We start from the raw sequence: 24,453 nt of genomic DNA on the forward strand, positions 1-24,453 counted from the left end.
GTCTAAACCTACACCGATACGCCGTCAGGACTGATAACTGTTGTAATATCAGCCTCAAGAGATAACGCCGAAGCTAGCAAAATTGTAACCTCTGGTTATATATATCCCCAATCAATGCGCGATAATATTAATTAGTGTGAGACTTCGCGCGCTTTTTAGACATAGGGTAATTTTTATGGCTAAGACTAACACCACAGAATTACTAGAATCCCTAGCAGCTGAAATCGGCGACAATATTTATATAGATATTGCCAAATGGCATCTTTACCTATCTAACGCCAAACTGCATACAGTAGTTGCCGAACAGTTATATCCCTTAATTACTTCCAAATCTGTCACAGAAGACCGAGTAATTCAAGTATTGGAATCTATCCCCGTTAAAATTGGTGGCGGTAGAAGAGAACTACCTTTATTAGACTTATTGCCACTGCAATGCCAAGTTAACTTAGTAGATATTTTAGAAAGATATCAAGAATAATTCGTAATACTCGCAAAGCGAGAAGCAAGCTACGTAATTCGTAATTCCGCTACGCGGAAGTAAGCTACGTAACGATACTCCCGCTCCGCTCTAAGCGCAGCTATGCCGCAGGCTTTACGTTATAGGTTTTTATTGATGAGAGGTAGTGATTATGTTTTTACAAATCAAAAATAGTCATGATTTAGTCAAAATTCTTGATATTCAAGAATTAATAGATCCAAATATTGATATAGTTCATGCTCAAGACCAAGAAGGTCAAGAAGAACAAGAACCTGACACATTTAAAAAAGAAAATCTGACCTTTCCTTCTGGTGAAACTCTACCACGCTGTTGGCTAGATGCCAATTACCGCATGACTGAAGCTGCTTAATAGTAAATCAAAAAACGGGGAATTGGGGGGTAGGGAGCAGGGAGCAGGGAGCAGGGAGCAGGGGGCAGGGAGCAGGGAGCAGGGAGCAGGGGGAGAGAAGGGAGACAAGGTAGACAAGGTAGACAACGGAGAGAATAAATAACTCATGCCCAATGCCCAATGCCCAATGCCCAATGCCCTATGCCCCATTCCCCATTCCCCATGCGTTATTTACTTACGATTCAGTACTTAATGTGGTTTCAGTTTGGGTAGAAGTTGCTTTAGTAATCCAAACTGTGAAAATGTGAGATAAGACACCTAAAGGGCCAGCAAATAAACACAGGATTAGAGAATGAATTGTCCAAACGCCTGTTTTCTGTCCTTCCCAATAAATAAATCTACCGACAAATAAATCCATCACTAAAAAATGAATCCAACCAGTAGCTGCGGCTTGTTCATTGGCAAAAAATCGGGCAATATCAGCTAGTTGTGGATTTGATAAAGCTTGAGCGGTTTCTGGGGTAATACTAGTCACAAATAAATACAAATATGCCCCCGCTAAAGGTAGAAATGGAATGTATGATTCCATAATTCGCCGTGTAAATTTCCAGTTTGGCAGAAGAATCATTAATGCCCAAAAAGGTAACACGAAAGTATTAGCAACGTTGAATAATTGCGTGATGTTTATCATAAAATAGGGAGTTTTTAAACTGCAAAAATCTCATGCACAGTCAATCAATTTTAGATTTTGGATTTTAGATTTTAGATTCAATCCGGTAATCCAAAATCCGTCTTGGAAAGTTCTGTACGGAGGAAACCTCCGCTCAGACTTTCCGCAAAATTTAAAATCTAAAATTCGGAGGATCAACCGTCAACTGTCAACAATTTTGATTCTATCTCTGTCGAGTTTAAATCTCGACCAATAAATACTAAGCGGGTTTGTCTAGCTTCTGTTGATTGCCAAGGACGATCATAAAACTTTTCAAAGCGGTTGCCTACACCTTGCATAACTAGACGCATCGGTTTATTTGGTACGGCGACAAAGCCTTTAATACGGTAAATTTCTTGTTGGTGTACTAGTGCTTCTAAGTGTTTTTGCAGCTTTTCTGGGTCGAAACTCCGGTCTAAAATAACATGTGTAGAGTTGATTTCATCGTCGTGGTCGTGGTCTTCTTCAGTATCATGATGACTGGGACGACTGTCTAAATTATCTTCAACTGCGGCTTGCCATCCTAATAGTATAGATGGGTCGAGTTGACCGCGATCGCTCTCTACAATTTTGACTACTCGCGGTAATTCTTGCTTGACTAATGACTCAACTTGTGCTTTTGTTCCAGCATCGACTAAATCAGTTTTGCTCAGGACTACCAAATCTGCACAAGCTAATTGATCTTCAAACAATTCTTGTAATGGGGTTTCATGTTCTAGACTATCATCAGCTTGACGTTGGACGGCGATCGCTTCTAAATCGCTGGCAAATGTCCCGGCTGCCACTGCTGCACAATCTACCACTGTCACCACTGCATCAACTGTAGCGGCGTTGCGAATTTCTTGCCAGCGAAAGGCTTTCACCAGGGGTTTAGGTAAAGCTAACCCAGAGGTTTCAATCACAATGCAGTCAATACTGTCTCTGCGTTTGATTAACTGCTGCATTGTCGGATAAAACTCCTCCTGCACAGTGCAGCACAGACAACCATTAGTTAACTCAAAAATATTATTCCCGTTTGGTTCATCCTCCGGGCAAATTTGACAGGATTTCAACAACTCGCCATCAATACCCAGTTCGCCAAATTCATTGACTAAAACTGCAATGCGTCGGCCTTGGTTATTTTGGAGGAGGTGACGAATTAGGCTAGTTTTTCCACTACCTAAAAAGCCTGTGATTACTGTAACGGGAATTTTTGTAGCCATCTAATTAACTCTGTTGAAAATACTTACAAGCTGCGTAAGCCATAGTGACAACCCCTGTGATAATAGCAGATTCATCCACTTCAAACTCAGGGTGATGTAGAGGATGATTGATAATGCGATCGCTATAGCCGACACCCAAGCGAAACATTGCACCGGGAACGTGTTCTAAATATACAGAAAAATCTTCCGCACCTAGAGATGGTTCTGGTAAAACTTGGACGCGATCGCTACCCCAAGCTGCTTCACCGGCGGTTTGCAATAATTGCGTCAAGGCATAATCATTATTGACACCGGGTACACCTTGGTGATAGTTAACTTTATACTTAGCACCGTAAGAATGACAGACATTAGCCACAATCTTTTCAATCCAGTTGGGTAATTGAGTGCGGGTTTCAGGGTGGAGCGATCGCACTGTTCCCGACAACTTCACCTGATCAGCAATAATATTAGCCGCTCTGCCACCGCTAATCTTGCCAATACTCAACACCACTGGACGCAAGGGGTTTTGAGTCCGGCTAATAGCTTGTTGCAAAGCTGTAATCACCTGCGCCGCAATCCAAATAGCATCAATCGCCTCATGGGGACGCGCACCATGACCAGATTCCCCCATAATGATAATCTCTAAATCATCAGCCGCCGCCGTCAACGCCCCATAACGGACACCAATTGCACCAGCTGGGATAGAAGGGAAAACATGAACCCCTAATATCGCTGCCACATTTTTCATCACCCCATCTTCAATCATCCAACTTGCACCTTGGGCAATTTCCTCCGCAGGCTGAAACAAAAACCGCACATTGCCGCCTAATTCCTCCGCCATTTGAGACAGTATCATTGCTGTCCCCAAACCCACCGTCGTATGGATATCATGACCGCAAGCGTGCATTACCCCTGCTGTTTTAGAAGCATATTCCAACCCAGTACATTCTTGAATCGGTAAAGCATCCATATCAGTGCGAATTGCCAAGAAACTCTCATCCTCAGCAGCAGTTTTGATTTCTCCCACAACCCCAGTTTTACCGATACCTTCTTGTACACGCACACCACTAGAAGATAAAACACCAGCCACAAACGCAGCTGTTTGATATTCCTGACCGCTAAGTTCTGGATGAGAGTGAATATGACGACGAATCTCAATCAATCGGGGTGCTAGCTTTCTGGCTAATTCTTGAATATGGGTCAGCATTGCTTGATATTAATTTACAGCCTTTGTTCCATGATAAAGAGGGATTGGGCAATTCAATTTTGGATTTTGGATTTTAAATTTTGGATTAGATTTCAATCTAAAATCTAAAATTCTTTCCCTTGTCTCCCTTGTCTCCCCCTGCTCCCCTGCCCTCTGCCCCCTGCTCCCCTGCCCCCTGCTCCCCTGCTCCCCTGCTCCCCTGCCTCCCTGCCCCCTGCCTCCCTGCAAGTTAGCATTAAGATTTCTTTCAAGTTTCCGAATCTGAGAATAGTTAATATTTTGATATAGCAAAATAAATATAAGCATCAACGAATAACTTTTTGTAAAGTTTTGTTTTAATCTTAGCTAGAAAATATCTTTTTCTCCAGGTAGTTTCTAGCTAGATTAATTTATTTACGCAGTCATAATTTCACATCTAAATTTAATCAAAATCGGAGGTTATGAGATGGCAGTTCGGAATAACCTAGTCAATAATTTATGGCAGAAAATTAGTCAAGATTCAGTTAGTTGGGGTTCTTTAGCTCTTTGGATTAGTAGTTTAGTGATCCTGTTAATAATTTTGACAAGATTTTCTGAGGTTGCATCCTAAGAGGATGTTTGAAAAGTGGTTGGCTGTGTTTTTAAGCACCTGTTGATCCCCCCTCACCCCCCTTCAAAAGCTATCCATTATAAACATCTTTCTTAACATTTCGAGAGTATTAACTCACATCTGTATAACCCTGATTCGTTCCTTTTTCATTCTCAATAAAAATACTATTTTAGCGAGAAGAATAAATGATGATTTGTCAAGTATGCTTAAAGTTTCAGTCCTTAAGATGCTGATAGAGCAAGGGTTTTAAGATTTTAAAGAAAGATGTGGGTAACACATAGCTAGAAGGACGGGGCTTTAAACCTATTTTTTTGGTAAAAACCCCCGGCCAGGGTGTAGTAGCCAGGGGTAGATAACTGTTCACTGTTCACTGATTTAACGGAATTTATCAGGATTGAGGCGTGGGGGGACTTGTGCTGGTGATTGAGTGCGAATTGCTACGCCATTTTTGAGATTTCTGCCTGTTCCACCATCTCTAGCATCAAGGTAAGGTTTGAGATTAATTCCACTTCTGGGAGAATTGAGGCGATTACCACTACCTAAAAGAGTGCGACCTAAATTATAAAGTTCGTTTCCTGCGTTGCTGCGATTAGTATAGGTGTTGACGGCTGTAGTTTGCTGGCCACTATCAGCAGACATGAGGTTCTGGAAAATGTTATTGCGGACAGTGTAGGGATCTCGGTTACGGGGTACAGTCAGGACAATCCGACATTGGGAATTAGCATCGGTTGTCACACAAACAATATTTTCTCTATTTTCGACGGCAATTTGTAGTTCTTGCAAGCCATCTGGGCGATACAATTCTAAGCGACTAGCGATCGCCTGACAACGACTTTGGGCATCCCAACCACCACCTAAAGCCGCAGGAGCAGCCCAAGGAAAGTATTGTCCTGGTTGGCTTTGGGGTTGATACATCACCGTGGGTTGACCGTTATACTGTTGGCAGAGAAAACGTGCGCCACTCACATTAGTAGGTGAAGTAGTGGTATTTACTGATGTATTGGTAGGATATGGTGCAGGTGTGGTTGTGGTTGTGGATGAACCTGATGGTACAGTAGGGACGATAACATCTGAAGAATCATTAAATTGAGCTAGTGCCGCTCCATTACCCAAACATAAAGATAACCCCAAACCACCTACAAAAGCTAACTTCCAGCTTTTTGACAACATAAACGCTCCTCCAGTGGACACAGAGTGGGAAACTGATATTTCTATTGACGCAAAATTTCAGCTTTTGATTCATTAGTCACGTTGCTTTTTTTCTTCTAGTTCTTTTTTCTCTTGCAGCAGTTTTTTCACCCTAGCTTGAATAGTTCCGTGGCGTTCTACACCTTCAAAGGCATAACGGTTGTAACGATGACGCACAATCATCTGTTCTAGATATCTGACTCGCTCATTACCCCCTGGATGAGAAGATAGCCAAGTAGGAATGCTGAATTTCTTTTGTTGGTCTAGTGTCACCATTAAGTTACGCAACCCATCAGCCGCATACCCACCAGCGACAAGTAAGCGAGTACCTAAAATATCAGCTTGTCTTTCCATGTCTCGGCTGTAAGTCAAGGCAAATAGTTGCCCAATTGTGCCGCCAAAGGGTAAATATTGGCTAACATTAGCAATTAAATTACCTTGGGTAACTAACTGAAAACCGTGGGATAAAACCACATGGGCTAATTCATGGCCAATTAAGCCGGCTAATTCTGCTTCTGAATTAGCTTTAGCGATCGCACCTGCATTAATAAAAATTTTCCCACCAGGCAGAGCAAAAGCGTTGATGTCTGGTTCAGGAATCACAAAAAATTCGTATTTAAATTCTTTTCGTCCCGCTATTTTGGCTAATTTCTGTCCAATATCATTCACATATGCCAAAGTCTCCTCATCCTGAACTAAAGGCAATTGTTGTTTCGCCTGTTTAGCCACCGCATCACCAACAGATTTCTCACCTTGTAACAGTAAAATCGTGGAATCCAAGGCAGAAAATGGCCCTAGTAAACTGCCAGTCACCGCATAACCCAAAGCACCTGTGAGAATATTACTAATGACATTGCCTCGGATTTCTGAGCGCAGATGAGATTGATAGCGTTTGAGGTGGGTTGCAGCTAGCTCAGTAAATTCTGCGGCTTGGGGATGTTCGGGGTGAAGAATCGCAAACTGACGAGCGGCTAAAGAAGCCTCCATCCATTTTTTTGCTTGAGCTAGTGCTGTCACCTTCGCTTTAATTAATTCCGGTTGATCGGGATAAAGAGACGATGCCCGTTCTAATATATTTAATGCTTCTGGAGAGCGATCGTATTGAGTTAAAACTTCAGCGTAGCGAATATGGCCAGGAATAAATTCTGGATATTGATCAACTAACAATTGCAGAGGTATTAAAGTCCGGGTTTGGAGTTTGTTAGCAATTCCGGCTGCTGCTTCTCGCCAATATACTTTACCTGCGGGGGAAAGTTGTTCGGGATCAACAATTGCCTGTTTGCGTTCTGGGGAGGGATTTGTGGTTGCGCTAAACGGTGGTTTTACCTCACGATACAATTTTTCGGCGGCGGCAATTTCTCCAGCTAAATAGAGTTGATCTGCTGCTTGCAATTTCTGTTGGCGCGCCCTTTCTTCAGGGGTGGAAGTTGAGCGTCGCAGTGCATCCCTGAGCTTGTCGGCGGCTGGGTTTTCTGGTGGGGGTGGGTTTGTGGTTTCAACAGTCGGTTCTTGGGCTGGAACAGGGGCTATCGGTTGTGTCAGGATAATTAAAAGTGATGTCCCAATTGATAGCAATATCCAACTGAGGGTGAGTAGCAGAGATTTCCCGGTGCGTTTCATGTGTGTGGGAAAGGAGAGTGAGGGGCAGGGGGCAGGGGGCAGGGAGCAGGGGAAGACAAGGGAGACAAGGGGGCAGGGGGAGTAAAATTTATCAGGATTTCGGTTTTACTTACAAATGAAATAATACAACTTGTGTTGTGACAGATGATTTTAACCCATCGTCTATTCCCCTAACCGGGTGAACGAAATTTTGTGTGGGATTTCTAGCTAAGTATCCAAAAAATTACCCCCCACACTCCCCACACTCCCCACACCTTTTTTCTCTCACCCCCCCTAACCTTGTTTAACGCATGGTGACAAATTCTTCCGCCGAACTGGGGTGAATGCCGACAGTGGCATCAAAGTCGGCTTTTTTCGCACCCATTTTCACTGCGATCGCAATTCCTTGGATGATTTCTCCGGCATGATCTCCTACCATGTGCGCCCCTAGTACTTGATCGGTTTCTTGATTGACTATCAATTTCATCAAGGTTTTTTCTTCTTTACCTGCTAGGGTATAGTACATAGGACGGAAACGACTGCGGTAGACTTTAATGCGATCGCTACCATAATCTTCAATCGCTTCTGATTCCGTTAACCCGACTGTGGCAGCTTCGGGAGTAGTAAAGATCGCTGTGGGAATATTTTCATAGCTCATCACGCGAGATTTACCGCCAAATACAGTATCAGCCAAGGCTCTGCCTTCATTAATTGCTACAGGCGTTAATTGAATTTTAGTGGTACAATCACCTACAGCATAAATATTTTCTGCCTCTGTGCAACTGTAACGATCAACTAAAACCATACCCTCTTGATCTAATTTGACAGAGGTATTCTCTAAACCTAAATTATCAGTATTGGGTTTCCTTCCCAACGCTGCCAAACTAATCGCGTCTGCCAAGATATTTTCTTCAGTGTCTGTTTTTACCTTCACATTGACACCGTTATCTGTCTTGATGATTTCTGCAATATCGGCATTATTAATAATCCTAATGCCGTGGCGAATCATCCCCTCTTGAATTTCTGTTCTCAAATCTTCGTCAAACCCACGCAAAATCTTATCTTGACGAATTATCTGAATCACTTCTGTACCTAAACCATGCAAGATACAAGCAAATTCTGAGCCGATATACCCACCACCCAAGATAATCACCCGTTTCGGTTGGGGGTTCATTTCAAATAAAGCATCAGAAATCAGCGCGTGTTCAATACCGGGAATATTAGGACGAACTGGTGTCCCCCCCACAGCAATCAAGATTTTATCGGCGGTAACTTTAGTCTCCCCAACTTCTAAGGTATGCTCATCCACAAATTTCGCCCGCGCCCGAAATATCTGCACCTTGGAGTTATCCAACATCCGTTGGTAAATACCATTGAGTCGCGTTACCTCATTATTCACATTAGTAATCATCTGTTCCCAATTCAGGGAACTTTCCACAGCACTCCAACCATAACCTTGTGCTTCTTCAAAAATCCCAGGAAAGCGAGAAGCATAAACCATTAATTTTTTTGGTACGCAACCACGATTAACACAAGTACCACCGAGTCTATCAAACTCTGCAATCCCTACTTTCGCCCCATATTCCGCCGCACGGCGAGCTGTCGCTATCCCACCAGAACCCGCACCAATTACAAATAAATCAAAATCGTATGTCATCTTAACTTTACTCCCAATTCAAAGTTAACAATTAATCACCCCATAAATAAATTAAGGTGCAAAATTCAAAATAAAATCAAGGATACGTTGGTAGTGAGAACTTTAGTTCTCAAATCTGGACTAAAGTCCTTACTACGAACTCTTAATATTTTTACATTACTTAACAGAGTTCGTTTTTTTCAACTCGTTCTACTTACCGATTACGAATGAAACAGGCAAAGGAAGTAGTAATCTTAGTCTAACTTCCCTTGCCTGAAAACCAACAAGCGCAGAATAATGAACAATTTAGGGACTGGAGACTAGGCAGAAAAATTCAAAATTGAAGAGTTTTACTCTCCCTGCCCCCTGCCTCCCTAACCAACGAATGACAGCCGAGGTGCAACTTCTTTGGGGCGTTCTACACCTTTGAGGTAGGCTAAGACTGTATCTGCGTCAGATACTTCAAAAGGATCGGTGGGACAGTTATCTGCAAAGCCTGGCTCAACAAACATCTTCTCAATGTTGCCGTCGTTGACAACCATTGCATATCGCCAAGAACGCATCCCGAAACCGATGTTAGATTTATCGACTAACATTCCCATCTTACGAGTAAATTCACCACTACCATCGGGTAACAAGAAGACATTTTTAGCTCCCTGTTGTTTACCCCATTGGAACATTACAAAGGCATCATTTACTGACAAGCAAATAATTTTATCAACACCTAAAGCTTTAAATTCATCATATAGTTCTTCGTAACGGGGCAGGTGGGTAGAAGAACAGGTGGGTGTAAACGCTCCAGGTAAGGCAAATAAGACTACTTTTTTCCCGCCGAAAATTTCTTGAGTTGTCTGATCTTGCCAACGATAAGGATTGGGGCCAGGTACGGACTCATCCCGAACACGAGTTTTAAATACAACATCAGGAACACGAGTAATAGTCATAAATACCTCTTTTTTAGATGGAAAAATTAAAGTTTGGCGGCAGTTTGATTGAAAGCGGCGGGAAACTCCATCCCCTTGTGGGTGGAGAGGGATAGCTGCCCCGCCGCTTGGGGCATAGGGCATAGGGGAGGCAGTGCGATGGGCGGGTTTCCCGACTTGTAGCAACTGCCGTCATTGGTATGTTCTTTCCTATGCCCAATTCCCAATGCCCAAAAACACTATCACCTTGTAGGTGGAGTTTTTTATTTGGTAATGGTGAATCACCGCTTGTAAACCAGAATAATTCTGATTTAAGAATTGGTCAATAGTTAGAAATACTGATTTATTTTTATTTTTATAAAGAAGGTTAAGTTCTGAGAAAAGAAAGGTTATAATAGCAGTCTAGGCTTATTTACTTGGTAAACAGGAGAGTAAAGCCTGGGGCAGACTTGTCTGCGACACGCTCCGCGAAAGAGAACGCGCAGCGTCTCGTAGAAAAGAGTCCGATTTCCTCACACTCAACACTCAGCAGTGAACAGTCAACAGTGAACTCCTTACATTGATGTTTGAGTTTCAATTCTGAATTGGTGTAAATCCTATGCAGCAGAAAGCTGATGAGATTATCAAAGTCCTGAAAAGTAAAAGACTGCGAGTCACTCCCCAAAGGTTCGCAGTCTATGCAAACCTGCTGGCAAGAAAAGATCATCCTACAGTGGAACAAATTTTGACAGATTTAAATCAGGATGCGCCAACATCATCCCAAGCAACCGTATATGCTGCGCTTCAGGCATTGCGTGAAGTGGGATTAGTGCGAGAAGTGCTATTAGAAGAAGGAGTTTCTCGCTACGATGCGAATATTGCACCCCATCATCATTTCCGGTGTAACTGCTGCCGCAAAATCGAAGATATTGAATGGAATACCTTCGGCAACATTGATTTAAATCAACTGCGTTCAGGACTAAAAGCAGAAAGGTTTGAGGTAATAGTGCAGGGAATTTGCGATCGCTGTCAATAGATTGGGAATGGGGCATTGGGCATTGGGCATTGGGCAGGGTGTGGGAGGTGTGGGAGGTGTAGGATGGTGGAGAACAAATCTTTCCCCCCACACTCCCCTCTCTCCCCACACTCCCCCCTCCCTTGTCTCCCTTGTCCCCCTTGTCCCCCCTATACCCCTACACCCCTACACCCCTACACCCCTCCTTCCCCTGATAAAATCAACATATATCTTGCGAAGGAATCAATCCTATGGAGTATTCCATTGCTCTACCCCAACTGCCAACAGCCGCAGAACTGCCAGACTCTGACGATACGCCTGTGGATAACGAACTGCAAAATCTCATTCCTAACTTACTGTTGGCTATTTTATCGGCGGTTTGGAGCGATCGCCAAGATTGGTTTTTTGGGGTAGACATGGGTATTTACTACCTGCCGACTGCACCCCGAAAATCCATTGTCCCCGATGGGTTTTTGAGCTTGGGTGTAGAACGACGGCGACAACAACGAGGTAGACTCAGTTACGTATTATGGGAAGAAAATTGGATTCCGCCCATTTTAGTTGTTGAAGTTGTTTCTCAAACCTATGGTGGAGAATACGACACCAAAATGAGCAAATATCTGGATTTGGGCGTATTATATTACGTCATCTATAATCCCGACCATTGGCAGCGAGATGATCACGCGCCCTTTGAAGTTTATAAGCAAATTAACGATGAGTTTATTTTGCAATCCCAAGAACGCTTTTGGATACCAGAATTGCAACTAGGAATTGGAGAAGATACGGGTATCTACGGAGGCTGGGAGAGGAAATGGTTATTTTGGTTCAATCAGGATGGTGAACGATTCCCCACCCCTGATGAGCGAGTAGAACAAGCTCAACAACAAGCTCAACAAGCTCAACAAGAACTGGAAGACTTACGAAATCAACTCAAACAGCGCGGTATCGATCCCGATAGTTTTTAAAGGGGCAGGGGAGCAGGGGGCAGGGGGGAGAGGGCAGGGAGACAGGGGAGACAAGGGAGACAAGGGAGACAAGGGAGACAAGGGAGACAAGGGAGATTTTTAGCCCAATGCCCCATGCCCCATGCCCCATGCCCAATGCCCAATTCCCAATGCCCTAACTCTGCATTACAGCATCCAAAAGCACATCAGCACCAAAGCGGACGACATCGGTACAGGGTAAACCGGTTTGGGCGGTGGTTTGGGCGATCGCATCTTTGGCGGCAAAATCATCTAAATGGGCTGTGTTTAAAGCTACACCCACTACAGGCACTTTCCCAAATGCACCGCCTGCACTGGCTACTGTTTCATACAGGTGAATTACCTCTGGTAAAGGGGGGATGGGTACATGGGAATTATTACGGTTATGAGTTTGCCCGGCTTTATGTACTAAAACTAATTGAGTGGGTTGAGAACCACGAATTAGGGGTAAAGTTGCCGTTGAACCAGGATGTAATAAAGAACCTTGTCCTTCTATATAGAGGATGTCGTAGTTTTTTCCATAGCGCATCACCATCTGTTCTACCGCACCAGCCGCAAAATCTACCCTGACAGCATCCAAGGCTACACCATCTCCTTCTAGCATCACACCAGTTTGCCCGGTAGCCAAAAACTTGGAACGCCAACCCCGAAGCTTTGATAACCAGTGTAATTCTAGGCTGGTGGACATTTTACCAATGGCCATATCAGTTCCCACCGTTAACACTCGCCGACAGGGAAGATTACGCGCTACACCACTAGCAATATCTAAATTAGCTGGCTCTTTTCGCACATCCCAAATTAACTGTCCGGGTTTGAGGAGTGCATTTAAATCAGCCATATTCGCCAAGGGTGTATGCAACCCATTTACTAGAGACATCCCCGCTTCCAAAGCTGTTTTAATTTCTATCCAGTAATCATCAGGGACACTACCACCCTTGGGAGCAATGCCAATCACTAAGATTTGGGGCTGATATTGCAAAGCTGCTGCTACCGATGGCACAATGGGGACATCTCGGTTAATACCTGTAATTTCTCTTAAAGATTTCCCTGGACACTCCTTGTCTATAACAGCGACAATTGGGGCTTCACTGTAGCGTAAAAGTGCTAGCCCAGTTTTGCCGATAGCCCCTTGAGTTCCTTCATGTAATAGAATAGCGACTTTTTGATTAAGCGGCAGACGCACTATATTTTACCCCCAACCCTGGTAAATCGTTTGGTAATACTCTCCCTTCCTGCACAACTGCACCGATGAAGGGATCATCACTTAAATTTAAGTGACTATCTAAATCTAAATAATCAGCTAGTGGCGATAGTTGTGCAGCTGCGGTATTCGATAGGGAACTGTCAGAATAGCAGCCAAACATCACTTGCAACCCATATGCACGGGCGGTATGTACCATCCGCATAGCCTCCGTTAAACCCCCAGATTTCATCAATTTAATATTGATGCCATCTACATAGTTAGCTAATTGGGGAATATTGGAGCTATTAAAGCAGCTTTCATCTACAAAAATCGGTAAAGGTGATTTTTCTTTGAGCTTGAGTAAATCAATTTCCTCTCCCCGGCGTAGTGGCTGTTCTACATACTTTATACCTAAATCCGCCAACCAATTACACATCTCAATGGCATCTGGTAGACTCCAACCCCCATTAGCATCGACAAAAAATTCTTGGTTTGGTGCTTCTTGTTGCACAGCCAAAAGCATTTGCCGATCTGCTTCTATACCGTCTGGAGAGCCTAACTTGACTTTAAATAAACGCACATCGGTAAATTGTAACCAATCCCTAGCCCTGGCTTGAGCAGCTGCGGGTGAACTAATGCCAATGGTAACGGAAGTAGGGACTATGGCGTTGCGATTCAGTCCCCAAATTTGCCACAGGGGTAATCCTACAGACTTACCTAGCCAGTCATACAATGCCATATCAACTGCCGCCCTAGCTGCCGAGGGAACTTGATATTGGTGGAAAACTTGCTCAATTTCCTGCCTTTGTAACGGGTGAAAGGCTTGCAAAACTGGCGCGAGTTGTTCTATGGCGTTCTTAATAGTATCCGTTGATTGTGCATGATTGCCCACACCAAAAGGCGATGCTTCACCCCAACCTGCAATCTTTTCTCCAGATGCGCTAGAACTGACAATTTTCACCCAGACATTAGTTGTTTTTGCTGTTGTGCCGCGACTAATAGTTAAGGGGAATCGCTTGTTAACCGTAAATAGATGAACTTCTATCTGCATAACTATGCTCAACTATGGTGAGAGCAAAAATAGTCTAAGTGCAAATTCTAGCTGATTGGGGGTATAAGTTATAGTTTTTTACATTGATTATTTATAGCTAAAATATGAAATAATCCCTCGTAAAGTCAAGAATGTATGAGCAAATTACAAAAATGGCAAATATTAAACTCGAAAATGGTTTTAGATCATCCTTGGTGTCAAGTTAGACAAGATGAGATTCAATTACCCAACGGTCAGATAATAGATGACTATTTTGTGAATATTAGACCAGATATTGTCCTGGTTCTTCCTATTACTGTGAATAAAGAAATTATCTTTGTGCGGCAGTATAGACATGGGGTAGAGAATTTTTTTATCGAACTACCAGCCGGGAGATTTGATCCAAAAAAAGAAACTCCCGAAGATGCAGGTATGAGAGAACTAGAGGAAGAAACAGGTTATGTAGCTCAACAATTAAAAAAAATTGCTACATTATATGACAATCCTAGTAAAGATAATAATCAAATTCATTTATTTTTAGCAGAAAATGTCACCAAAGTTAGCGAACAAAAGTTAGATATTACAGAAGAAATAGAAGTAATTTTAATTCCTGTAGATTCAGTATTAGAAAAAATAACTCAAGGGGAAATTGCAGTAGCAGGAACTATTGCAGGGTTGTTGTTAGGATTAAATTTGATCAGTAAAACGAGTTAAAAAAAATAAACTATGTTAATTAATGTAAAAAGATGTAATATTGAGTTCGTAGTAAGGACTTTAGTCCTTATTTGAGAACTAAAGTTCTCACTACAAACCTTTAACTGATTAAGCAATAGAGCCTCTTTTCCGGGCTTCCTTGTAAGAAGTACCGACATTTCTCAAGCCGGCTTTAATCATTTGTTTCTCTAACAAGGCAAAGAAACGGGTTCTGTCGCCACCTCTAACTACAGCTTGGTTATGGGCTTCTGCGATCGCCACAGGATAACCATACCCTTTTTGTACCTGCGCTAGCATCAGTCCCAAAGCTTGGTCAAACATGGCTGTATTCTCAGCTACCCATGCAGGGACTTCGATTCTGGCAATTTCTGTGCCAACATGAACGTAACAAAAATAAATAGTTTGATCTCCATAAAGTTCCAGGATACGGTTATTGCTGCGCCACAGTGGCCCCCGTTGCCCCGGTGTGAGTTGAGTAGTCCATAATGCCGTATCTCGTAACGGTTCAAAGATTTTGCAAGGCACTTTTTCTAATTGATTGGGGCAATAACTGACACAATCTGGTGCAGGATGGGGACAAGCCAATAAACGTAAAAAATTTACCCCTTCCACATTTCGAGAAGCACTCAGATAACCCATCAGAGGAATTTCAGCCCCACGCATTTGCTGCCAAGCTTCTAGGATGGGGGGTAAAATGCGATCGCGCGCATCTATCGGTAACTGTTCTAAAAACCAGTAAATTAACGAACCATCCACCATCGCTAAAGCAGGTATTTTTTCGGAGACAGGAGAAGCATTAACCTCCCTTATTCCCTGTTGTTTTGACTTTTGAGGTTCGACTTGATTTGTTATTGATGCCATCGCCAATTCAGCCAAAACCGTTGCTTCGCTAGCAGTGCGGCGATAACTCATCCATTCTTCAGTTTTAATTCCCCACTGACGGGACATATATAAATCTTCTGGACGGTAAAACACCTCTGGTAAACTATCCATAATCGGATAGCGATTTTGTCCGTAGTGTAGAACTACCCTACCGATATTTAAGAGATAACAGTAAGCAATTTCGTGATGATTGGGAGCAATTTGTGAACCATCGGTAGCAATAACAGTGTGTACCTTCGGCGGAACAGGGATATCTATGCGAGTATTTAGCGGCTCAAGGGGTGTAGCATTAGCAAAGAGAATGCGATCGCGCCATTTTTCCTGACGCTCCATCACCTCTTGTTGACACTCATAAGCTTTTTGCAGATGCTGTTGCGCCAACTCCAAACGCTGACGACTAGCCAGAGCCTCTTGACTAAGATGCTGACTTAAACCCTGCATTTGTCGCGCTAACTTTGTTAAATCAAGCATAATGATTGGGGATTGGGAATTGGGCATGGGGCATTGGGCATCGGGCATCGGGCATTGGGCATTGGGCATTGGGCATCGAGGTAAAAATATTTCTCCCTTGTCTTCCTTGTCTTCCCTGTCTTCCCTGTCTCCCTTGTCTCCCCGCTCCCCCTGCCCCCTGCCCCCCTGCCCCCCTGCCTCCCTACACCCACCCTGAAAAATCCTTAGCAAATTGAGACAGAGATAATAACTGAACTCGTGGATTATTTTGAGCGGCTTTTCTTTCTGGTTGCGTATTATAACCCCAATCTGCGAGAAAAAGTTTCACATCTTGGAGGTCTGTTTGCTTTTCGACTAACTCTAATGTCTTGAGTCTGTCTTCTATAAACCATAAATTACCGGGTTTAATATCTGCGCCTGCAATCAATTCCCGTAGGGTTTCGTATTTAGGACGTTTGACTTCTTTACCAAAAATCGCTGTTGGCGGTAAGTTTACCCCTTCTCGTTGTAATAACTGCTCTACAAATCGTCCTTCTTTGGTGGTGACGATATATAACTTTACTTCACTATTAAGAGTCAATTTCAGTTTTTCCACCACACCCGGATAAAATTTATGCAGACTCAGCCAACCGTCTAAATCTGTAGCAATCCATTCATCCCGTAGACTATCTAGTTTGATGGCAATTTCTTTAGACTGTAATTTGTCCGTTGCTAAAATTTGTGGGGTAATATGCGCCCATTCTTGAAGAATTTTATCTTCTGGAATCTCATCTATCAGAGCTTTAATTAATACTGGCATTTCCCACCCTGTCTCAATCACAGGCCGGAGACGATAGAATCTTAAAGCTAAATCATCTGGTGGTGTATCGTTAGCAGGCAACCAAATTTGACAGTAGGCACGCCATGCCACCTCAAAATATTCAATTAGTCCATCACAAATCACACCGTCAAAGTCTAAAGCTAAAATTATCGGACTAGTTGCTGTCATGGTTTTGAGGGTTAAAACTGCTGTTGTCAGCTTAACGGATGCTATCTACATTTTTTGTATAACAATATCTTAATTTGGTAAGGAAATTATAAATCATGTCTAAATATTTTCATATAACTGACACACTCGCAACCAATACAAAGTCTTGTCCTTACCTGTTTATATTTATAGTGATAAAAATATATAATTACTGACTCAATCCTGTTTAATTATTTTAATAGTTGTGGTTGCTTGATTAACCTGATTGCGATAGATATTTGTATAAATTATAGTAGAGTTGAGAAATTTTAATTGATAAAAATTAATATGCGATCGCAAGAAGAACCAAAGTTACTCTCTGCCTTCATTCAACATGACGGAATATTACAAGAAGCGTTACTAATTGAAAAATCTAGTGCCATTCTTTCTACAGATATTGAAAGTAAAATAACTTCTTGGGAAAATCTGAGTTCGAGAAAATGGTTTTGGCATCAAAAGATTTTCGAGAATATAACCACTAATGAAAATCCTTACCATCTCAAAAAAGAAACTTATGATGATTGGGTTTTGATCAATAAGCAATCCTCTTTATTACAAAATTGTCTCGGCGATCATCAAGTGAATTTTATTTCTGAGGAGCAGTATAATCAACTGCGTCAAGATTATGATCATCGCTGGACTTATTTTTATTGGTTAACCCGTCCTGGATTTTCTGAGGATTTTTCTCAAGCTATCATTCAACTGGCTGTTGATTGTCCAAGTGCGTGTCAATATGCGAGTATTTATCATCTCCAAAAAATTAGTAACAAATGGGAAGTCAATTCATCTTATGGCTTATACAATCAATAAGTTAGTAAGTACAATCAGGTCAATAATTAAAGGTTTGTAGTGTACCTCTGCGGGGAAGCAAGCTAGCGAGAGCATCTGTCTACGACACGCTCCGCGAATAAATAAGGACTAAAGTCCTTACTACGAACTCAATTAAAGTCTTTTCAGATAACTGAACATATTTTGGTTGGTAAGAAAATCATCCTTTTTGGTTACTAGTAGGAATTAAAACTCCATGTTGAGGACTAAATAATAAAGCCAACAGAAATAATCCTGACACTACTAAAACAATGGCTGGGCCAGAGGGCAAATTATAAAAGTAGCTGAGATACATACCGCTAATACTGGAAATTACACCAATCGCTGCACCTAACACCATGACTTGGTGTAAACGCTTAACTAAAAGATAGGCGGTTGCCCCTGGTGTAATTAATAATGAGAGGACTAAAATTACACCTACAGCTTTCATGCTGGCGACAATTGTTAAGGAAATCAAGAGCATCAAACCAAAGTTAAGGCGATTAATTGGTAAACCGGCGGCTTGCGCTCCCAAGGGGTCAAAGGTGTAAAATAGTAATTCTTTATATAATAAAACAATTACTATTAAAACAATGCTGGCAATAATAGCTGTGTCCCGCACTTCATCTACAGTTACACCTAAAATATTGCCGAACAAAAAATGATTTAGGTCGATTTTATTATCTTTTTGAATAATAGTAATTAAGGTAATGCCAAGGGCAAAAAATGCTGAGAAAACTATCCCCATTGCAGCATCTTCTTTAATAGGCGATCGCGTCCTAATCCAAGTTATAGTAACGGTACTAAAAACCCCAGCAATAAACGCGCCTACAAAAATATTACCTCCCAACATAAACGCGATCGCTAGTCCCGGTAAAACCGAGTGACTAATGGCATCACCCAAAAGTGCTAATCTCTGCACCATCAGATAACTACCCACCACAGCACACAACAAACCCACCAAAATTGCAATCACTAGCGATCGCTGCATAAAACCATACTGCAACGGTTCAATTAAAGCATCTAACATAAATGAATCTCAGCTTTTTACCTATTTTCCATCCTAGCTATGACACTGGGATTTGGATTGTGAACTCAGTGCCTTGGCCTAAATTAGACAATACATTTAAGCTACCACCATGTTTTTCTACCACAATTTGACGGGCGATCGCTAATCCCAATCCTGTGCCTTTCCCCACTGCTTTGGTAGTAAATAAATGATCAAAGATTTTGTGTTGTACTTCTTGTGTCATACCCTTGCCATTATCACGGATACGGATATAGACTTGGTTTGATATCACCTCAGTACGGATAGTAATTTGTTGGGGATGGGCTTCTAGTTCTTGGAAGGATTGATTTTGCGCCATTTCGTCAAACATATCAATAGCATTCGCCAGAATATTCATAAATACTTGGTTTAACTGCCCAGGGAAGCATTGAATTGGGGGTAAATCGCCAAAGTCTTGTATGACTTGAATTGCTGGGCGGTGTTCGTTGGCTTTGAGGCGATATTTCAAAATCAATAACGTGCTATCGAGTCCCTCATGAAGATTGGCAGAGATTTTGTATTCGGTATCAGCACGGGAGAAGGTACGAAGACTATTACTGATGTTTGTGATGCGATTCGTTGCTCCTTTCATCGAATTGAGTAACTTGGGTAAGTCTTCTGAGAGAAATTCTAAGTCAATATTTTTGGCATTGTCTTGAATTGCCGCAACTGGGTTGGGATAGTGCTGTTGATAAAGGGCTAAATGTCCCAGTAAATCTTGTACGTAATCTTGTCCATTGTTGATGCTGCCATTGAGGAAACCAATGGGGTTGTTGATTTCATGGGCAACCCCAGCCACCAGATTTCCTAAAGATGCCATTTTTTCGCTTTGTACAACTTGCAATTGGGATTGCTCAAGCTGCTGGGCGTAGTTTTGTGCTTGTTCATAAAGACTGGCATTTTCTAAGGAAATGGCGGCTTGGGTACAAAGGAAGTTGAGAATTAAAAGGCGATCGCTGGTAAATACCCCAGTGTTGAGGCTGTTTTCCAGGTATAAAATGCCAATTAGATGCCCTTGATTAAGTAGTGGTAAACACAGCACACTCTTGGGTTGACATTCCATGAGGTACTCATCAATCACAGGTAAATCAGTTTTCAGTTCGTTGATGACGACAATTTTTTGGGTATTTTTAACATAGCGAATCAATTTCACTGGGAGATTAGTATGATTACCCAGAGGTTGAGTACAAATTTGTGTGTCATCTGATGTGGCAATGGCTCGTATCTCCCAGTTATCAACTTCATTGGGGAGTATCAATGCACACTGATCGCCCCCAGAATTTTGCAGAATGATTTGGGTGAGTTGATGTAGTAGCTCATCTAGGTGAATTGTTCCAGACAAGGCTTGAGAGGCTTTAAGGATAGCGGCAAAATCGAGAGCTTGATTAATGCTGGTACTACTGGAACTCTTGCGATCGCTATTATCACCAGATACAGTTAACGGGGATATCGTTGCTAAGGTACTCAATATGCTGGTAGATGTTTGTGTCTGTTGCAAGATAGGACGGAGCAAATCGGGATAACGGCTTTCTAAATCGGCAACTTTGGCTTTAGCACCCCATCGGGCATAACAGTAGTAGGCTTCTTGTATATAGCCTGCGGCAACTTTTTCTTTGTCCCAATTGAGATAGAACTTGGCGGCTAGTTCGTTGGCTAAACCTTCTTCTTGAATGTAGCCGTTGGCTTTGGCTTGAGAAATAGCTCTGTCGTAAAATTCTATTGCTGTGGTTTTATCACCTAAAACTCGATGTTTTTCCGCCTCCACTAAATAGAATCGATGCAACTGATTCATAGGTGCATAATTTGCCCACTGTTGCATGATTTGTTGATTTTCTGCTACCTGCTGTAAAATTTGCGGTTGTTGTGTGGGTGATGCTGTAGTAAATAAAGCGAGTTGCAATAAAGAATCATAAAAGTTGAGCAATGAGATGCTAGGCATTGCATATCCTAAACCGGAAGATTGACATTGTTTAGCTTTAATCGCATATTCCATTGCCAAATCTAGGACTTGAAACAGATAACAAAGCATCAGTTTGTTGACACAAAAATGCCATAAACTACTAGGGTCAATACTTTGCTCTTTTAATACCTGCGTTGACTTCTCATCGTAGGCTGTACCAACTAATTCCCAAGGTGTGGCTGTTGCTTTGATTAAATTCAAGACTGTTTGGTGATAAATATTGTGAAAATTTAGTGCCGCTTGTTTGTGAATTTTGGCTAAAGCTGCACTATAAATCGCCAATTCATTCGCTAGTGTAGTTAATTCTTGACCAGCGACATAAGCGTGGTAGCAATAAACAGCTGCACCATAACAGGCAAAAGCTAAGTCTCCAATCTCTAAACCTCTGGCATAGGCTTGCAGTAAGGGCTTGAGGGTAGCGGTTATAGGTTCTTTCCAATGGGTGATAAAACCATGAACAACTACTAGAACTCTCGCTTCATATTCATGGTTTGAAAACTTGGAAAGCAGTTGCAAGGCTAACTGACCAAATTCATAACCTTGGGGGATACTGTTTGACTGACCACTAAGCATCAGTCCATACCCTGAATAAACAAAGGCACTGGCGGAGCTATTACCGTATTTGATGGATAGAGGCACTTTCTTCAGCACTAGCAAGCGGTGGAGTTGCGGTTTTGCTAAATAAGCAGGGATGTCTACTTTAACTAAGACACGCAAGGCCGCGCGTAATTCCGGCTGCTGCATTTCTGGTAAATCAGCTAACTCAGCTACTGTTTTATCACTGAGAAGAGCCTGAATTTCCTGTGAACCCAGAAAAAAATCTTCATCTGTTGGTTCTGGGGGAAACTCAATGCCAATTGGCCGCAAAAATTGCATGGCTGTATCAATAGCTGCCAAGAACTGACTTTGGTTTGTGGAGGATTCAATTTTGACTTCGTAGACTTTGGCTGTATCAATGATTGCTTTGGCTTGTTGTAACACTTCCTGAGCCAAGTTTTCCATTAAGTCTAGTTCGCCACTGAGATAACTGGCTTCGGTGGCTTCGTTATATAAGCTTAAGGTGAAATTATAGTCAGATTGCCAAGGGTTGGTGGGGAGTAAATCAATACTGATTTTTAGGTAAGCTAGTGCAGCATTATAGGCCGTTGAGGCTTTAGCTTTTTTCCCAGCGATAAAATTTAATCGGGATAGTTGATGGCGTTCTTGTGGTTCACGGAATTGTTCAATGCCAATATTTAATTGATTTGCGATCGCAAAAGCCTGTTCCTCTAGTTCTGCTTCTGGGGTATTTGACCACAGTAAACGACCGATTTTGACATGGGTTGTCTGTTTTTGGTCATCAAGAATCAGAGAATAAGCAGCTTGTTGGACGCGATCGTGCAGAAACCGATAATTGAGGGTTTGCTGTGGGGAATGCTGCGTTGCTTGAGTTTCTTCTAAATAAAATTTATACAAATCGCTTTGCGGTAGAATCAACCCGTGCTGTAATGCTGTCCACAATGTTGCTGCTACTTCTGTTGGGGATTGCTGGGAAACGATCGCCAATATATTTAAATCAAACTGTGCGCCAATACAAGCTGCCAGTTTTAAAATCTCTTGGGTGGCTGGCGGTAGTTTTTGCAATTGCTGCGCCATCAACTCAACCACATTATCAGTCAATGCTGCATCTTGCACTTGCACAATATCGCACTGCCAATACCCTGCATTCGAGTCAAAGGTAATTAATTGATCTTCATATAATGCTTTTAAAAACTGGGTCGCAAAGAAGGGATTCCCCTGAGTTTTCTGCATCACCAGTTCTGAGAGTGGTTTTACTACTCCTAACTCAGCATGAAGGGTATCAGCAATCAATTGATTGAGACTGGTATGGCTGAGGGGTTGCAGGGTAATGGTATTAATCGTTGCTCCGGCTTTCTCCATGCCCTCTAAGGTCAACATTAACGGATGAGCCGCAAAAACTTCATTATCCCGATACGCGCCCAACAATAATAAACAGCCCGTTTGCGACTCAGACATTAACACCTGAATCAAATTCAACGAGGCGGAATCAGCCCATTGCAAATCATCCACAAACATCACTAACGGGTGTGCGGGGGTGGTAAAGATTTGAATGAACCTTTGAAACAACAAATTAAACCGATTTTGGACGGCTGTTCCTGATAATTCTGGTGCTGGGGGTTGTGCGCCAATGATCCGTTCTAGTTCGGGAATCAGTTCTATAATTACTTGGGCATTTTCTCCGAGTGCGGCGAGAATCTGAGTTTTCCAGTGTTGTAATTGGATATCGCTTTCACTGAGTAATTGCCCAACTAAATCCCGAAAGGCTTGCACAAACGCCGAAAAGGGAATATTCCGATTAAATTGGTCAAATTTACCCTTAATGAAATAGCCCCGTTGCTTGACAATCGGTTTATGTACTTCATTAACTACGGCAGTTTTCCCAATTCCCGAAAAACCAGCCACCAGCATTAATTCTGTAGTTCCGACTGCAACCCGTTCAAAGGCATCCAATAATACCTGGACTTCGGTTTCTCTACCGTAGAGTTTTTCGGGGATAAGGAAGCGATCGCATAAATCCCTCTGTCCTAACTCAAACTCTGCAATTGACCCTGTTTGTTGCCATTGACTGAAACATTCACCTAAATCATACTTGAGTCCCAAGGCACTTTGGTAACGATCTTCGGCATTTTTAGCCATGAGTTTGGCGACAATTGCCCCCAAGGTTGGCGGTATATCAATATTTATACTATGAACAACTGTAGCAATTTTTGCGATGTGACAATGCACCAATTCTAAGGGGTCGTCGGTAATGAAGGGTAAACGACCTGTTAGCAATTGATACAAAGTGACACCAAGGGCATAAAAATCACTGCGATAATCAATACCGCGATTCATGCGTCCAGTTTGTTCAGGGGCAAGATAAGCTAAAGTGCCTTCTAGGGTGTTGGGGTTTTGGATTTCCTGGGTTTCTTTAGGCAGTAGTGAAGCAATGCTAAAGTCTATCAGTTTAACTTGCTTCGATTCTGGATGAATGAGGATGTTGGCGGGTTTAATGTCTTTGTGGATGACTCGATGTTGGTGTAGTTCGTGGAGAATATCAGCCAGTTGCATGGCGATTGCCAAAATGTCTGCTATGTCTAATGGCTTTTGCTGGATATATGTTTCTAGGGATATACCACCCCAGTCTGGCATGACTAGGGCGTAGCTATTACCAAATTGCTCTAGACTTAGGGGTTGAATAATGCCAGTGATGGGCAGATTTTTGGCGATCGCATATTGATTACGAAACTGCACCAATTCCCCAAATGTGGGATACTCTCGTTGCAGCACCTTAATCACAACAGGTAATTTCTGAGAATCTCGTATTGCTAGATACACAGCAGTGCGTGAACCTAAGTAAATTTGCTCGGTGATGGTATAGCCAGAAATTTCGGGCAATTTAGGGGCTGCGGATATCATAAACTCAATGACTGATAATTACTTTGGGACTTTACTACTGTTATTAAGATGCCCAAAGATACCAGTAAGTGAACAATT

Annotated in this window: 23 protein-coding genes; 7 read left to right on the forward strand and 16 right to left on the reverse strand. The window is 42.3% G+C overall.

Annotated features, from left to right (window positions below; translation table 11 throughout):
* The first annotated feature begins 175 nt into the window (after positions 1 to 175).
* Both ACPZ3T_RS09850 and ACPZ3T_RS09855 read left to right on the forward strand, forming a co-directional pair.
* Entirely contained in the window at positions 176 to 478 is a 303-nt protein-coding gene (locus tag ACPZ3T_RS09850; RefSeq protein WP_490275662.1) for a DUF3181 family protein, read from the forward strand.
* Positions 479 to 629: 151 nt separating this feature from the next.
* Positions 630 to 848, forward strand: coding sequence for an acetyltransferase (locus tag ACPZ3T_RS09855; RefSeq protein ID WP_490275664.1), 219 nt, complete (start codon positions 630 to 632; stop codon positions 846 to 848).
* A 214-nt stretch (positions 849 to 1,062) separates the two neighbouring features.
* On the opposite strand, the gene ACPZ3T_RS09860 is transcribed toward ACPZ3T_RS09855, so the two are convergent.
* The 4 genes from ACPZ3T_RS09860 to ACPZ3T_RS09875 form a co-directional block, all read right to left on the reverse strand.
* Positions 1,063 to 1,515 carry an ABA4-like family protein gene (locus ACPZ3T_RS09860; RefSeq protein WP_490277178.1) on the reverse strand — a complete coding sequence of 151 codons (453 nt, stop codon included), beginning with the start codon at positions 1,513 to 1,515 and terminating at the stop codon, positions 1,063 to 1,065.
* 176 nt (positions 1,516 to 1,691) lie between these two features.
* Positions 1,692 to 2,738: a cobalamin biosynthesis protein CobW gene (gene cobW / locus ACPZ3T_RS09865; RefSeq protein ID WP_490275668.1), complete on the reverse strand. Its 1,047-nt coding sequence runs from the start codon at positions 2,736 to 2,738 to the stop codon at positions 1,692 to 1,694.
* A gap of 4 nt (positions 2,739 to 2,742) precedes the next feature.
* Complete coding sequence (locus tag ACPZ3T_RS09870; RefSeq protein ID WP_490275671.1) at positions 2,743 to 3,924, reverse strand: M20 family metallopeptidase; 1,182 nt, start codon at positions 3,922 to 3,924, stop codon at positions 2,743 to 2,745.
* Between the two features lie 104 nt (positions 3,925 to 4,028).
* Positions 4,029 to 4,160 (reverse strand): hypothetical protein, encoded by a 132-nt coding sequence (locus ACPZ3T_RS09875; RefSeq protein WP_490275677.1) that lies wholly within the window; start codon positions 4,158 to 4,160, stop codon positions 4,029 to 4,031.
* Between the two features lie 209 nt (positions 4,161 to 4,369).
* Between ACPZ3T_RS09875 and ACPZ3T_RS09880 the strand changes: the two genes are divergently transcribed.
* Positions 4,370 to 4,513: a hypothetical protein gene (locus ACPZ3T_RS09880; protein ID WP_490275680.1), complete on the forward strand. Its 144-nt coding sequence runs from the start codon at positions 4,370 to 4,372 to the stop codon at positions 4,511 to 4,513.
* A gap of 375 nt (positions 4,514 to 4,888) precedes the next feature.
* Here the strand turns inward: ACPZ3T_RS09880 and ACPZ3T_RS09885 are convergent, their stop codons facing one another.
* From ACPZ3T_RS09885 to ACPZ3T_RS09900, 4 genes are all read right to left on the reverse strand, one after another.
* Positions 4,889 to 5,683, reverse strand: coding sequence for a COP23 domain-containing protein (locus ACPZ3T_RS09885; RefSeq protein WP_490275682.1), 795 nt, complete (start codon positions 5,681 to 5,683; stop codon positions 4,889 to 4,891).
* 72 nt (positions 5,684 to 5,755) lie between these two features.
* On the reverse strand, positions 5,756 to 7,321 hold the full coding sequence (locus ACPZ3T_RS09890; RefSeq protein ID WP_490275684.1) for a M48 family metallopeptidase: 1,566 nt from the start codon (positions 7,319 to 7,321) through the stop codon (positions 5,756 to 5,758).
* Positions 7,322 to 7,604: 283 nt separating this feature from the next.
* A complete protein-coding gene (gene gorA / locus ACPZ3T_RS09895) occupies positions 7,605 to 8,957 on the reverse strand; it encodes a glutathione-disulfide reductase (RefSeq protein WP_490275686.1) in 1,353 nt (450 codons plus the stop codon).
* Between the two features lie 353 nt (positions 8,958 to 9,310).
* Positions 9,311 to 9,880: a peroxiredoxin gene (locus ACPZ3T_RS09900; protein ID WP_490277179.1), complete on the reverse strand. Its 570-nt coding sequence runs from the start codon at positions 9,878 to 9,880 to the stop codon at positions 9,311 to 9,313.
* Positions 9,881 to 10,457: 577 nt separating this feature from the next.
* On the opposite strand from ACPZ3T_RS09900, the gene ACPZ3T_RS09905 reads away from it, so the two are divergent.
* Positions 10,458 to 10,874, forward strand: a complete 417-nt coding sequence (locus ACPZ3T_RS09905; protein WP_490275688.1) for a Fur family transcriptional regulator — start codon at positions 10,458 to 10,460, stop codon at positions 10,872 to 10,874.
* Here ACPZ3T_RS09905 and ACPZ3T_RS09910 read toward each other — a convergent pair.
* Positions 10,818 to 10,985 carry a hypothetical protein gene (locus tag ACPZ3T_RS09910; protein ID WP_490275690.1) on the reverse strand — a complete coding sequence of 56 codons (168 nt, stop codon included), beginning with the start codon at positions 10,983 to 10,985 and terminating at the stop codon, positions 10,818 to 10,820. The two genes, ACPZ3T_RS09905 and ACPZ3T_RS09910, sit on opposite strands and share 57 nt — an antisense overlap.
* 119 nt (positions 10,986 to 11,104) lie before the next feature.
* Between ACPZ3T_RS09910 and ACPZ3T_RS09915 the strand changes: the two genes are divergently transcribed.
* Positions 11,105 to 11,818, forward strand: coding sequence for a Uma2 family endonuclease (locus tag ACPZ3T_RS09915; RefSeq protein ID WP_490275692.1), 714 nt, complete (start codon positions 11,105 to 11,107; stop codon positions 11,816 to 11,818).
* Positions 11,819 to 11,972: 154 nt separating this feature from the next.
* Here ACPZ3T_RS09915 and ACPZ3T_RS09920 read toward each other — a convergent pair whose 3' ends face one another.
* Positions 11,973 to 13,019 (reverse strand): N-acetyltransferase DgcN family protein, encoded by a 1,047-nt coding sequence (locus tag ACPZ3T_RS09920; protein ID WP_490275694.1) that lies wholly within the window; start codon positions 13,017 to 13,019, stop codon positions 11,973 to 11,975.
* Entirely contained in the window at positions 13,003 to 14,070 is a 1,068-nt protein-coding gene (locus ACPZ3T_RS09925) for a dipeptide epimerase (RefSeq protein ID WP_490275696.1), read from the reverse strand. The genes ACPZ3T_RS09920 and ACPZ3T_RS09925 overlap by 17 nt, the downstream gene beginning before the upstream one ends.
* Before the next feature lie 135 nt (positions 14,071 to 14,205).
* Here ACPZ3T_RS09925 and ACPZ3T_RS09930 point away from each other — a divergent pair, with 135 nt between their 5' ends.
* Entirely contained in the window at positions 14,206 to 14,763 is a 558-nt protein-coding gene (locus ACPZ3T_RS09930; protein ID WP_490275698.1) for an NUDIX hydrolase, read from the forward strand.
* Between the two features lie 108 nt (positions 14,764 to 14,871).
* Here the strand turns inward: ACPZ3T_RS09930 and ACPZ3T_RS09935 are convergent, their stop codons facing one another.
* The 3 genes from ACPZ3T_RS09935 to ACPZ3T_RS09945 are packed head-to-tail and all read right to left on the reverse strand — an operon-like array spanning position 14,872 to position 17,083.
* Positions 14,872 to 16,116: a DNA double-strand break repair nuclease NurA gene (locus ACPZ3T_RS09935; RefSeq protein WP_490277180.1), complete on the reverse strand. Its 1,245-nt coding sequence runs from the start codon at positions 16,114 to 16,116 to the stop codon at positions 14,872 to 14,874.
* Positions 16,104 to 16,307 carry a hypothetical protein gene (locus ACPZ3T_RS09940; RefSeq protein WP_490275702.1) on the reverse strand — a complete coding sequence of 68 codons (204 nt, stop codon included), beginning with the start codon at positions 16,305 to 16,307 and terminating at the stop codon, positions 16,104 to 16,106. Before ACPZ3T_RS09940 ends, ACPZ3T_RS09935 begins: the two co-directional genes overlap by 13 nt.
* The gene (locus tag ACPZ3T_RS09945) at positions 16,298 to 17,083 is read right to left on the reverse strand and encodes an HAD family hydrolase (RefSeq protein ID WP_490275704.1); all 786 of its coding nucleotides are present in this window, start codon (positions 17,081 to 17,083) and stop codon (positions 16,298 to 16,300) included. Before ACPZ3T_RS09945 ends, ACPZ3T_RS09940 begins: the two co-directional genes overlap by 10 nt.
* Positions 17,084 to 17,374: 291 nt before the next feature.
* Here ACPZ3T_RS09945 and ACPZ3T_RS09950 point away from each other — a divergent pair, with 291 nt between their 5' ends.
* Complete coding sequence (locus ACPZ3T_RS09950) at positions 17,375 to 17,911, forward strand: hypothetical protein (RefSeq protein WP_490275706.1); 537 nt, start codon at positions 17,375 to 17,377, stop codon at positions 17,909 to 17,911.
* Between the two features lie 178 nt (positions 17,912 to 18,089).
* Here the strand turns inward: ACPZ3T_RS09950 and ACPZ3T_RS09955 are convergent, their stop codons facing one another.
* Positions 18,090 to 18,938: a metal ABC transporter permease gene (locus ACPZ3T_RS09955; RefSeq protein WP_490275708.1), complete on the reverse strand. Its 849-nt coding sequence runs from the start codon at positions 18,936 to 18,938 to the stop codon at positions 18,090 to 18,092.
* A 37-nt stretch (positions 18,939 to 18,975) separates the two neighbouring features.
* The gene (locus tag ACPZ3T_RS09960; protein WP_490275711.1) at positions 18,976 to 24,375 is read right to left on the reverse strand and encodes a trifunctional serine/threonine-protein kinase/ATP-binding protein/sensor histidine kinase; all 5,400 of its coding nucleotides are present in this window, start codon (positions 24,373 to 24,375) and stop codon (positions 18,976 to 18,978) included.
* Positions 24,376 to 24,453: the final 78 nt, after the last annotated feature.

It is taken from the genome of Aliinostoc maniaoense, assembly GCF_058172895.1.